At 63.0% G+C, this 12163-nt stretch carries 11 protein-coding genes; 7 read left to right on the plus strand and 4 right to left on the minus strand.

Going from position 1 to position 12163, the window contains the following annotated elements; genetic code table 11:
* Nucleotides 1-298 precede the first annotated feature (298 nt).
* Nucleotides 299-772 carry a ProQ/FINO family protein gene (locus tag EEQ99_RS17940; protein WP_063474036.1) on the minus strand — a complete coding sequence of 158 codons (474 nt, stop codon included), beginning with the start codon at nt 770-772 and terminating at the stop codon, nt 299-301.
* Nucleotides 773-1049: 277 nt separating this feature from the next.
* On the opposite strand from EEQ99_RS17940, the gene panC reads away from it, so the two are divergent.
* Both panC and panB read left to right on the plus strand, forming a co-directional pair.
* Nucleotides 1050-1979: a pantoate--beta-alanine ligase gene (gene panC, locus EEQ99_RS17945; RefSeq protein WP_063474035.1), complete on the plus strand. Its 930-nt coding sequence runs from the start codon at nt 1050-1052 to the stop codon at nt 1977-1979.
* A complete protein-coding gene (gene panB, locus EEQ99_RS17950; protein WP_047616670.1) occupies nt 1976-2797 on the plus strand; it encodes a 3-methyl-2-oxobutanoate hydroxymethyltransferase in 822 nt (273 codons plus the stop codon). Before panC ends, panB begins: the two co-directional genes overlap by 4 nt.
* A gap of 18 nt (nt 2798-2815) precedes the next feature.
* Here panB and EEQ99_RS17955 read toward each other — a convergent pair whose 3' ends face one another.
* Nucleotides 2816-3730, minus strand: coding sequence for a hydrogen peroxide-inducible genes activator (locus EEQ99_RS17955; RefSeq protein WP_127430843.1), 915 nt, complete (start codon nt 3728-3730; stop codon nt 2816-2818).
* A gap of 144 nt (nt 3731-3874) precedes the next feature.
* On the opposite strand from EEQ99_RS17955, the gene katG reads away from it, so the two are divergent.
* Nucleotides 3875-6064, plus strand: a complete 2190-nt coding sequence (gene katG / locus EEQ99_RS17960; protein ID WP_127430844.1) for a catalase/peroxidase HPI — start codon at nt 3875-3877, stop codon at nt 6062-6064.
* A 227-nt stretch (nt 6065-6291) separates the two neighbouring features.
* Here katG and EEQ99_RS17965 read toward each other — a convergent pair whose 3' ends face one another.
* Nucleotides 6292-6849, minus strand: a complete 558-nt coding sequence (locus EEQ99_RS17965; protein ID WP_047616666.1) for a DUF3299 domain-containing protein — start codon at nt 6847-6849, stop codon at nt 6292-6294.
* 291 nt (nt 6850-7140) lie between these two features.
* Nucleotides 7141-7599 carry a DUF4440 domain-containing protein gene (locus EEQ99_RS17970; protein ID WP_127430845.1) on the minus strand — a complete coding sequence of 153 codons (459 nt, stop codon included), beginning with the start codon at nt 7597-7599 and terminating at the stop codon, nt 7141-7143.
* A gap of 144 nt (nt 7600-7743) precedes the next feature.
* On the opposite strand from EEQ99_RS17970, the gene EEQ99_RS17975 reads away from it, so the two are divergent.
* The 4 genes from EEQ99_RS17975 (at nt 7744) to EEQ99_RS17990 (ending at nt 12053) form a co-directional block, all read left to right on the plus strand.
* A complete protein-coding gene (locus EEQ99_RS17975; protein WP_244604815.1) occupies nt 7744-8919 on the plus strand; it encodes a sensor histidine kinase in 1176 nt (391 codons plus the stop codon).
* Complete coding sequence (locus EEQ99_RS17980; RefSeq protein ID WP_127430846.1) at nt 8916-9578, plus strand: response regulator; 663 nt, start codon at nt 8916-8918, stop codon at nt 9576-9578. Before EEQ99_RS17975 ends, EEQ99_RS17980 begins: the two co-directional genes overlap by 4 nt.
* Nucleotides 9575-11515 carry a sensor histidine kinase gene (locus EEQ99_RS17985; RefSeq protein ID WP_063474028.1) on the plus strand — a complete coding sequence of 647 codons (1941 nt, stop codon included), beginning with the start codon at nt 9575-9577 and terminating at the stop codon, nt 11513-11515. The genes EEQ99_RS17980 and EEQ99_RS17985 overlap by 4 nt, the downstream gene beginning before the upstream one ends.
* Before the next feature lie 70 nt (nt 11516-11585).
* Nucleotides 11586-12053 (plus strand): response regulator, encoded by a 468-nt coding sequence (locus EEQ99_RS17990; RefSeq protein WP_047616656.1) that lies wholly within the window; start codon nt 11586-11588, stop codon nt 12051-12053.
* The last annotated feature ends 110 nt before the right edge of the window (nt 12054-12163 follow it).

Here is a 12163-nt window from a genome sequence, read left to right on the forward strand (position 1 = left end):
CCGCCGGGCTCCCCCCCCGGGGCGTCTCCCCCCCCCCGTGGGGGGGGGTTTGGGGGGGGGGGCGGTTTCCCCCCCCCCCCGACCCCGAATGCGCTCAAGCTGCGTCGCGATAGGTCCGCGTGTTGGCCTGCGCCCTGCCCAATTCGGTAACCCGGCAGAACGCGGCGATGGTGGAGGAAACCACAGCCGCCGGCCGCACACAGATATTATTCGCCGCGGAATACGATACTGTTCTATCGATCTCGTAGAATCGCCTTGCGCAAGAACGCGCAATGACTGCAGCCAGATATGGGGTGCTTTAGCTGACGACGTTCCTTTTGCCGAGGAGGGCCGCGCGGATCTGTTCGCTTTTGCTCAACAGGGGAGCGGGAACCGGTGCTGCCTGCTCTGGCGCGTCGGCTTTGCCGGTGATCTGTTTGAGACTCAGGAAACGTTTTTGCGCGACCAGCCGGTCTTCGGGCGACAGTGGCTCGACGGGTTCGCCGTCAAGGCCATGGCGCATGGAATCGGGCTGGGCGCTGGCGAAATAGTAGCGCCGGCAGTGGACATAGGCCGCGGTCGCCCGCCGCAGGGTCGTGACGCCGGCATCGGGCTTCAGGAGCGGACGGAACTCGTTGAAAAGACCGACGGCAAAGGGACGGATCGCATCTCCCGACTTGGCCGGAAGGACGCCGACCGGCCGGATCAACAGCATGTTGATCGCGTTTGCCTTCTCCACGTCGAGCTCGGTTGCCGCAATCGGTCCGCGGCTGATCTTCCAGGGCTTGTCCATGCGTCCTCCATGTAACGTCCATAGCGACCGACTGTGATGGTATCTTGACGGACAGGGCGAGTAACGGAAGTCGCACATCGTCGGTTCCACTGCAAGCCGGTGAGGAGCGGTATGGGAGCCCGTGTGGTGAAATGGCGTTTCCGGGGTCGATATCGCCTGCTGTCATCGGCTGCCGTTGCATCTAATCGTTTTTATCGAGAAATATGCATTGACCTGTCACATCGATTACACTTCATATCCGCGCCCAAGATGGAGTGACCGGCCGCGGGGAGGATATATGCGGGTTTTCTCGAGTATTGACGAGCTGCGCCACACGCTCGATGCACTGAAGCGGCAGGGGCGAACCGTCGGCCTCGTTCCGACGATGGGCTATCTCCATGCCGGTCATATGGAGCTCGTCGCGCGTGCGCGCGCTGAGAACGACATCGTCGTCGTCTCGATTTTCGTCAATCCACTGCAGTTCGCCCCGGCGGAAGACCTCAGCAAATATCCGCGCGATCTGGAACGCGATGCCGCCATGCTGAAACAGGCCGGCGTCAATTTCCTCTTTTCGCCTGGCGTCGAGGACATGTATCCCCGCCCGATGCTGACTGTCGTCGACGTTCCCGATCTCGGCTGCGAACTCGAGGGGGCGGTACGCCCCGGGCATTTTGCCGGCGTCGCCACTGTCGTCTGCAAGCTTTTCAACATCGTGCAGCCGCAGACCGCCTATTTCGGAGAGAAGGATTACCAGCAAGTCGTCATCATCAAGCGCATGGTGGACGATCTGGCCGTGCCGGTGCGGGTAATATCGGTGCCGACGGTCAGGGACGCCGACGGCCTCGCCTTGTCGTCGCGCAACGTCTATCTCAGCGCAGCGGAGCGGCGTGCCGCCGTAATCGTTCCTCAGACCCTCGACGAGGCGGAGCGTCTGGTCGCCGGCGGCCTTACCGATCCGGGGAAGCTCGAGGCCAAGCTCACGGCGTTTCTTAATCGCGAGCCTCTGGCAAAGCCGGAGGTCGTCGCCGTCAGGGATGCCTCGACACTGCAGCCGGTCACGTCGATTGCGGAACCCGTCGTCATCGCACTCTTCGTTCGGGTCGGCTCGACACGGCTTCTCGACAACAGGGTTATCGGTGACAACAGGATTGCCGGGGGCAACAGGGTCGCCGGGGGCAACCGCATTATCGGCGGGCGGAGCTTGCCGGGAAAGGGAGTGGCCAGATGAGCGCCGCCGGAATTCAGAAGCGCCTTACGCCAGCCCGAATCTTGGCGATGAAGGGCGGCAAGCCGATCGTCTGCCTGACCGCCTATACGACGCCGATGGCGCGGCTGCTCGATGAGCATTGCGATCTCCTGCTGGTCGGGGATTCACTCGGCATGGTGCTCTACGGCATGGAGACCACCATCGGCGTCACGCTCGACATGATGATCGCGCACGGCAAGGCGGTGATGCGCGGCGTCGGCAAGGCCTGCGTCGTCGTCGACATGCCGTTCGGCAGTTATCAGGAATCGAAGGAGGTCGCCTTCCGCAATGCCGTCCGAATCCTGCAGGAAACCGGCTGCGATGCCGTCAAGCTGGAGGGCGGCGAGGAGATGGCCGAGACCATCGCCTTTCTGACGAAGCGGGGTGTCCCGGTCATGGGGCATATCGGTCTGATGCCGCAGCAGGTCCAGACCGCAGGTGGCTATCGTTCCGTCGGCCATTCCGAACACGAGACGTCGAAGATCCGGCGCGACGCACACGCCATCGGCGGCTCGGGCGCCTTTGCAGTCGTCATCGAGGGCACGGTTGAGCCGCTCGCCCGCGAGGTAACGGCCGCCATGCACATACCGAGCATCGGTATCGGCGCCTCTTCGGCCTGCGACGGCCAGGTTCTGGTCTCCGACGACATTCTCGGGCTCTTCAACGATTTCACCCCGCGTTTCGTCAAGCGCTACGACGAACTGGGCAAGAGGATCGCGGCGGCCGCCGCTGCTTATGCGGACGAGGTCCGGTCGCGACAGTTTCCGGCAGCCGAGCATACATTCAAGCGGCGGCCCTGAAGCGAGCCGCCCGGCCCATCACCGGACGATAGACTGTTGGCGCATCGTCTCGGCCGACCGGCGGACCGCCTCGGAAACCTGCAGCAGCTGTTTGGCCATCGGTGTCGAATTGCGCCAGACCATACCAATCGTGCGCGACGGCTGCGGAGACGGGAATCGGGAAATCGACACACGCGCCGAGCGTGTTTCCACCGGAACGGCCATCTCCGGAATCAAGGTGATGCCGATGCCGGCACTGACCATCTGCACCAGAGTGGAGAGCGAACTGCCTTCCATGACTTCGCGGGGCCGAGCCGGCCCTATCTTGCAGAAAGACAGGGCCTGATCGCGGAAACAGTGGCCTTCCTCGAGCAGCAGCAACCGCATTTCGCGCAGCACCTCGCGTTCCGGCACAGGTTTGCCCTCGTCCTCATGTCGCCTGACCAGCACGAACTCTTCCTTGAAGAGCTCGAGTTCCGTGAGGGAGGGTTCCGACACCGGCAGCGCAACGATCGCCATATCCAGCTGACCGTGCGCCAGTTCCTGAACCAGCTTCGCCGTCTGCGTCTCGCGCACCTCGATCTGGATGCCGGCGAAGGTCCTGTTCAGGTCGTTGATGATGACAGGCAGCAGATAAGGTGCGATCGTCGGTATGATGCCGATGCGCAGCCGCGTCAGGAAGGAATTGCGCGAGGCGCGCGCCAGCTCCCCAAGCTCGTCGACGGCGCGCAGGATATCGCGGACCCGCAGCGCGAAGGTCTGGCCGAACGGAGTGAGCTTCACCTCGCGCGCACTGCGCTCGAAGAGCTCGTTGCCCAACTCTTGCTCAAGTTCTTTGATCTGCATTGAGAGCGCAGGCTGGGAGATGGCACAGGCGTCGGCAGCACGTCGGAAGCGGCCATCCCTTGCCAGGGCTTCAAAATAACGCAGCTGTTTCAGGGTAAGATTCTTCATAAGCTCAGCTTATCGCAACGATCAGTAAATCCAACTTAAAATTATTAAACGCTTCCGATATGAAGACTGCAGGGGAGAGAGCGGGCGCCGGCTCGGCTCATCTTTTTCGACGGGCAGACAAATTAAGCAATGAAGGAGACGATCATGGACAACCCCACTGACAGCGCAGGCAAATGTCCTGTTGCACATACGCATAAGGCTCCGACTGCCAGGACGAATCGTGACTGGTGGCCGAACCAGCTGAATGTTCAGATTCTTCATCACAATTCCGGCCGCGCCGATCCGTTGGGCCAGGCCTTCGATTATGCCGAAGAGTTCAAGAAGCTCGATCTCGACGGCCTGAAGAAGGATCTTCAGGCACTGATGACGGATTCGCAGGACTGGTGGCCGGCTGATTTCGGTCATTACGGCGGTCTTTTCATCCGCATGGCCTGGCACAGCGCCGGCACCTACCGCATCACCGACGGCCGCGGTGGCGCCGGCCAGGGCCAGCAGCGTTTCGCGCCGCTCAACAGCTGGCCTGATAATGCCAACCTCGACAAGGCCCGCCGCCTGCTCTGGCCAATCAAGCAGAAATACGGCAACCGCATCTCCTGGGCCGACCTGCTGATCCTCACCGGCAATGTCGCGCTCGAATCCATGGGCTTCAAGACCTTCGGTTTCGCCGGCGGCCGCGCCGACGTCTGGGAGCCGGAAGAACTCTACTGGGGTCCTGAAGGCACCTGGCTCGGCGACGAACGCTACAGTGGCGAGCGCGAGCTGGCCGAACCGCTCGGCGCCGTGCAGATGGGCCTCATCTATGTCAACCCCGAAGGCCCGGGCGGCAATTCCGATCCGCTGTCTTCCGCCCGCGACATCCGCGAAACCTTCGCCCGCATGGCGATGAACGACGAAGAGACCGTGGCGCTGATCGCCGGCGGCCACACCTTCGGCAAGACGCATGGCGCCGGCGACCCGTCCCTGATCGGCCCCGAGCCGGAAGGCGGCGCGATCGAGGATCAGGGCCTCGGCTGGAAGAGCTCGTTCGGCACCGGTGTCGGCAAGGATGCCATCACCGCCGGCCTCGAAGTCACCTGGTCGCAGACGCCAACCAAGTGGAGCAACTACTTCTTCGAAAACCTCTTCGCCTTCGAATGGGAACTGACGACGAGCCCGGCCGGCGCGAAGCAGTGGCAGGCCAAGAACGCCGAAGCCTCCATTCCGGATGCCTACGACGCCTCGAAGAGGCACCTGCCGACCATGCTGACGAGCGATCTGGCACTGCGTTTCGATCCGGCCTACGAGAAGATCTCGCGCCGCTTCCTCGAGAATCCAGACCAGTTTGCCGACGCTTTCGCCCGCGCCTGGTTCAAGCTGACCCATCGCGACATGGGACCGAAGGTACGCTATCTCGGCCCGGAAGTTCCGGCCGAAGACCTGATCTGGCAGGATGTGATCCCGGCCGTCGACCATCCGCTCGTCGACGACAAGGACATTGCCGACCTCAAGGAAAAGGTTCTCGCCACCGGCCTCACCGTGCAGGAACTGGTCTCGACCGCCTGGGCGTCAGCCTCGACCTTCCGCGGCTCCGACAAGCGCGGCGGCGCCAATGGCGCACGCATCCGCCTTGCCCCGCAGAAGGACTGGGACGCCAACCAGCCGGCGCAGCTCGCCAAGGTGCTCGGCGTTCTCGAAGGCATCCAGAAGGACTTCAACGCCGCCCAGACCGGGGCTAAGAAGATCTCGCTCGCCGACCTGATCGTTCTCGCCGGTGCAGCAGGTGTCGAGAAGGCGGCAGCGGCCGGCGGCAACGCCGTCAGCGTGCCCTTCACGCCGGGCCGCATGGATGCCTCCGAAGCCCAGACCGACGCGCATTCCTTCGCAGCGCTCGAGCCGCGTATCGACGGCTTCCGCAACTACGTGAACGACAAGCGCCATCAGTTCATGAAGCCGGAAGAAGCACTCGTCGACCGCGCCCAGCTCCTGACGCTGACCGGACCTGAGATGACCGTCCTCGTCGGCGGTCTGCGCGTCCTGAAGGCAGGCAGCCCCGAGCACGGCGTCTTCACCTCGCGTCCCGAGACGCTGACGAACGACTTCTTCGTCAACCTGCTCGACATGGGCACGCAGTGGGTTCCCCTCGCCGGCAAGGAAGGCGTCTATGAAGGCCGCGACCGCAAGACCGGCGCTGCCAAGTGGACCGGCACCCGCGTCGACCTGATCTTCGGCTCGCACTCGCAGCTTCGCGCCTTCGCCGAAGTCTACGGCCAGGCCGACGCCAAGGGGAAGTTCGTCAAGGACTTCGTCGCCGCTTGGACCAAGGTCATGAATGCCGACCGCTTCGACCACGTCTGATCGGTAGCATTTTGCCCGGGCGCAGTTTCGGCTGCGCCCGGGCATTTCTCTTTTGGGTCGGTTTGCGCTTCCACTGCAACCCTTCTTCTCCCTCACCTCTGTGCTCGGGCTCGACCCGAGTGATGTCACGGAGATCCAGTGCGCCCAAGTCCTTGGGCGCGCGAGACGTCCTTGCTTTGATTGGAGTCATTCACCGCGCAGACGCGGGGTGGCACCACATGTGCGTTTTAGCGAGGCAGAATGCCGAAAGGCGAAAGTGACAGCAGATCGGGATCGGTCGTGGCCGTCGCCGTCGCTACCTCGGCATGGTTCATGCTATAGCCGTAGGTGAGAATGCGGTTGCCGTCGATCATGAAGAATTGCGCCTCATCCAGGCCGGGCTGCAGGGCACCCGTCACGGTGACGGTCTCGTACATTCTTGTAAGGTGCAAAGGCGCTTGCGGAACGACGCGAACCAGTTGGTTGGGCGGAGGGGAAGGCATGTGGCTGCAGGCTCCGGCCCAAGGCACCAGCATGAATTCGTAGACAAGATCGCCATCCTGGTCGATCGGCAGAACGAAGCCCGTCAATTCGATCGGATGTTCCTCGCCATGCCAGGCGAGTGTTTCGCCCTGCGGACCGCTCACCGGCTTACCCGACAGCGGCACCGTCGCCTTGGGCTGATCGGCCGGCCGTAAAGCGCTCCAGAAGATAGGCTGCGCAGCAGCGAAGGCGTCAGAAATCGGCCATGCGGAACAAAATGCGAGCGCCGCGAACGTCAGGAGGAAAGGTCTGTGTTTCATCATTGCATCTCCACCGCCGGCCGCTTTGACCACCTTGCCGCTGCCGCGTGGATGCTACTCCCGATCCCGCTTAGCCGTCAAAGCTTCGGGCGCGGATTACTCAGGCTTTGCAAGGAATAAGGAGAGGGCGTGCCGTGGCCACCCTCCGCCGTTTCGTCGCACTGCGATGCCAATTGTTTTGGGGAAACTGGTGCGTCCGGCCGATCTCACACCTGTGGGGGAGATGACCGGCAGGCCAGGCTCAGGAGACCCCGCATGGGGTATCTCCCTGCCGGACCGGCAAGCCATGAGGCCTTACTTCTCCGGCATCATCGAGGAGTGGTGCGAGGTGATCAGCCAGTTCCCGCCCTTGAACTCATAGGTATAGGTGTAGCGGGCGGGAACCTTCGAGCCGTCCTTCATGGTGAAGGTGTAGGTGCCGAGGTCGACGGCCCAGTTGCAACCGATCTTGATGTCGCGACTGTCGACATGGCCCTTGGGCTCATTCGCCAGGAAGTGTTCGAAATAATCGATCCGTTCGCCCTGGGTCAGACGAGGTTTGTTCGACAGCGTCGCGAGAAGCACGGAATCTTCGCTGTAGTTCTTGGCGACCTCCTGAGGGCTCAGCGTCGCAAGCGAGGTATTCCAGCGATCGAAGAGCTTGGCGATTTCCGCCTCGCTTGTCGGCGCACAGGCTGCGGTTTCGGCAGCCGCCGCGGCCGACTGGACCTGAACGAAACCGAGAACGAGAGCGGCAGCAATGATGGTACGCATTTTGACTTTCCTATGTGGCGGTTCCGGCGGACATCGCATCGGTCAACCGCATGACCAGCAATTTAAGTATCCTGAGCTGCCGCCTCATCTGCCGGGTGGCTTCGATCCGATCTGCCGAACGGCATAGATGACATTCCCGCCGGAATGACTATCGTGCCGGCGTCATTCATCTTCGGAGCAGTCCTGTTGGGCATGGAGCACGATACAAGTCCGACGCATTCGCCAAACGTTGCGGAACTGCGAGCCCTTTACCGGGCGGCGGAAGCGCGAGCGGCACGTCTGCGTTTCATCATCGAAGTGCAGAACCTGCTCGATGCCGCGGCATTCGAAACGGCTGCCCGGGACGTTCTGTCCCGGCTTGCCGACTTCGCAGGAGCATCGCTCGCCAGGCTCATTTTCCCGTCATTGCAGGGAGAGGCGCCCGTGCAGCTGACGGTGGGTAAGTCGACGAGCCCGGTAAGCGACACCATCCTGTTTGCCTCTCAGGACGGCTCCGATCTCTGTTTGACGATCTTCGGCTCGTCGAAAGCGCGCGCCATCGATGCCGACGACCGGCAGACATTGGAGGTGGTGGCCGGGCAGCTCGCCGACGCCTACAATCTCAATCGGCAGGCAGCGGAAAATCAGGCGCTTCTCGGCGATCTCCAGCGGCAGCGAAGTGAACTCGCGGCCCTTGTCGCCCAGTTGATCCAGGCGCAGGAACAGGAGCGGCAGCGCGTGGCGCTCGATCTTCACGACGGCTCGGCGCAACTGGCCACCGGCCTCAGCTACCGCCTGCAAGACCTTGCGGCCCGCATCGGCGAGGCGCATGCCCTGAAGCCCGAGATCGACCAACTCGCTGCATTGGCGCGCCATTCCGTTGCCGATCTCAGGGCTGCTATCGCCGATCTTCGCCCGCCCGAACTCGATGATCTCGGTGTCGCCGCGGCGCTGCGCACGCGTCTCGATGCGATCGACGGTCTCGAAGTGATCGCCGACCTCGATGCCGCCTCCGATCGCTGGCCGACATCGACCGGCATCATCTTCTACCGCGTCGCGCAGGAAGCGATCACCAATGTGATCAAGCACGCCGAGGCAAGGCGGCTAGTCGTGCGTCTCTTCGAGGACGGCATGGGCGAAGCGCATCTCGAAGTGATCGACGATGGCAAAGGCATCGGCGAATTGCGCCATCCCCAGATGCGGGGCGGGCGGCTCGGCATCGTCGGCATGCGTGAACGGCTGGCGCTGCTCGGCGGCCGCATCGAGATCGGGGCCGGATCTTCGGGCGGCACGCATCTCCGCGCCGCAGCCCCCCTTATGCAGGAGACGCCATCAGAATGACGGCATCGATCCTTGTCGCCGATGATCATGACATCGCCCGCGCCGGCCTTATCGCCATGATCGGCGGCCAGGACGATTTCCATGTCGCCTGGGACGTGCGCGACGGCGTCGAGGCGGTGGAGACCGCAGCTCAGCACAAGCCGGATCTGGCACTCCTCGACATCCGCATGCCGCGCATGGACGGCCTCGCCGCAACGAGGGAGATCCGGCGCGTGTCGCCAGGCACACGCGTCATGATCATCACGATGCATGACAGCCTGGATTATCTGGAAGCGGCGATCGAAGTCGGCGCCACCGGTTATCTGCTCAAGGATGCCAGCCGGGAAGACATTCTCCGCACGATCCGGTGTGTCCTTCAGGGGGACGCCTTCTTCGACGGTCCGCTCGTCGCCAAGCTGCTGCGCCGCGCTGCCACCAAGCCGCAGACCAACAGCAGCGCTTTGGAGACGCTGACGATCCGGGAGCGCGAAGTCCTGTCGAAAGTGGCCGAAGGCCTGACCAACAAGGAAATCGCCAGGGCGCTGAAGATCTCGCCCGGCACCGTGAAGATCCACGTCGAGCGCATCATCGGCAAGCTGGATGCCGGGGACCGGACGCAGGCCGCGGTCATGGCCGTGCGCGGCGGGCTCGTCGCAACATCCCGGGAAGAGCAGCCATGACCGCCACGCGCCGGCGGGCGTTGCGTTTCGCCGACCTTCCGCTCAGAGCAAAGGGCATCGTCATCATCACGGTGCCGTTGGCGCTGCTGCTGGCGGCGCTGGCCTCGGTCTTCGTGGCCGACCGGCAAAGCCGGATTGCCGAGGATCAGGTGCGGGTGACGCTGGAGATCCAATCGGGCATTCAGGAGATCCACGCCTCGATCGCCGAAGCCGCCACCGCGATGCGCGGTTATCTGCTGACCGGCAGAAGTGATTTTCTCGATCCTTTCGACCGCGCCGAGGATAGGCTGCCCGTCGTGCTCGACGAGGTCGGCGGCCGATTGCGGGATGGGGAGCAAAAGATGCGCCTCGACCGCATCCGCGCCCTGGTCGACGCGAAAGTCGACCGTCTCCAACTCCTGAAACAGGCCGATACCCTGCGCGCCGGCGGACGCGAGGACCTTGCGGCCAAGCTCATCGAGGGCAAGCAGGTCCTCGATGAGCTGAGACAGGAGATCGACGCGATGAGCCGGCGGGAGGCGGATCTGCTTCACTCGAGAACCGAGGCCGCGGACCGGGTTCGCACTCTGTCGCGAAGCCTGATGATCGCCGCCGGCTTTCTTGGTTTTGCCGGCGCGCTCGTCGCCGTCTTCCTGTTTTCGGCAAGCATCGTGCGCCGTGTGCATGCGCTGAAAGCCGAGGCGCATCGGCTGTCGCAAGGCGAGGTCGTGACGGTGGCGGACCCCTTCCGCGATGAACTGGGGAGCCTCGGACAGGCGCTCGAAGATGCGAGCGTCCTTCTGAAAAGACGCGAGGCCGATCTGACCGAGAGCGAGGAGCGCTTCCGGCAACTGGTCGAAGGCGTCAGCGACTACGGCATCTTCGGGCTCGATACGACAGGGCGGGTCGTGAGCTGGAATGCCGGCGCCGAGCGGATCACCGGTTATGGCGCCGAGGAGATCGTCGGTCAGCATTTTTCCCGCTTCTATCCCACCGAAACCAGAGATAGTTTTCCGGCAGAAGAGCTTGCCAAAGCGACCCGTCATGGGCGCACCGAAGCGGAAGGCTGGCGCGTGCGCAAGGACGGGTCACAATTCTGGTCGCACGTCGTCGTGACCGCACTCCATGACGAGGCGGGCCGGTTGCGTGGCTTTTCCAAGATCACGCGTGACATTACCGAGCGCAAGCAAATCGAAGAGGCCCTGCTTGCCGCCCGCGAGGATGCGATCCGCGCGAGCAATGCCAAGAGCGAATTCCTGTCGCGCATGAGCCACGAGCTGCGCACGCCGCTGAACTCCGTGCTCGGTTTCGCGCAGCTTCTGGAAATGGACGTCACCGATACCGAGTCCAAAGAGAGCGTCGCGCAGATCTTGAGGGCCGGCCGACATTTGCTCAGCCTGATCGACGAGGTTCTCGACATGGCGAGGATCGAGGCCGGGCGCATGGATCTCGCGGTCGAAGCACAGTCCGTCGCCGAGGTGATCGACGAAGCCGTGTCGCTTGCAAGACCGCTCTGCGGCAAGCAGCAGATCACGATCGAGGTCGTCGAGCCGGCCGAGCCGGATCTTTCGGTGCTCGCCGACCGACGGCGGCTGCTGCAGGTGTTCCTCAACCTTCTCTCCAATGCGGTGAAATACAATCGTCCCCAGGGAAGCGTAACCGTCAGCCACCGCGCGATGGATGGCGGCTATATCCGCATCGAGGTCAGCGATACCGGCCCCGGCATTCCGGCCGAACGGGTCTCCCGGCTGTTCACCCCGTTCGATCGGCTGGGAGCCGAACGGATCAGCCAGGAGGGAACCGGTCTCGGGCTGGCGCTGTCGAAACATCTGACGGATGCCATGGGCGGAACGCTCGGCTTCAGCAACCGGGAAGGCGGCGCCACGTTCCATATCGATCTGCCGCGCGTGCCGGCGTCGGTAGAGGCAAGGCAGGCTGCGATGCGAAGCCCACCTTAATGGCATCGCCTTTGATTTGGCCGCGCCGCTTGATATCAGTTCGGCATCGCTTCAACGAAATATTGGGTCCATGACAGATTCCACCGATATCGTGCGAGGATCGACGATCCTGATCGTCGACGACGAGCCCGCCAATGTCTCGCTGCTGGAGCGCATCCTCAAGCGCGAAGGCTTTACCGCGCTGATCAGCACCACCGAACCGCGCGAGGCCTTGCGGCTTTTCCGCGAACATCCTGTCGATCTCGTTCTTCTCGATCTGATGATGCCCGATCTCGACGGCTTCGCCCTGCTGGAGACCTTTGCGAGGCTCATTCCCGAAAACAGCTATCTGCCGATCCTGGTGCTCACTGCGGATGCGACCCTGCCGACGCGCAGACGGGCGCTTTCGCTCGGTGCGAAGGATTTTCTGACGAAGCCCTTCGATGCGATCGAGGCGGTGCTGCGCATCTTCAACCTTCTCGAAACACGTATCCTGACACTGGAACTCGCCAAACACGGACTGGCGACGCCGAAATCGGAGCGTCCGCGGATTGATTGATCGGAATCGATTGATGGTGCCAGTTATCTTGGCGTATGGGCGTCAGGCCATTGGCGAATGTTGACCCAGCAGCGCAGCGGAAATCGGCAGCAATGAAACGGCTGAACCAG

Source organism: Rhizobium anhuiense, assembly GCF_003985145.1.
Taxonomy (GTDB): domain Bacteria; phylum Pseudomonadota; class Alphaproteobacteria; order Rhizobiales; family Rhizobiaceae; genus Rhizobium; species Rhizobium anhuiense.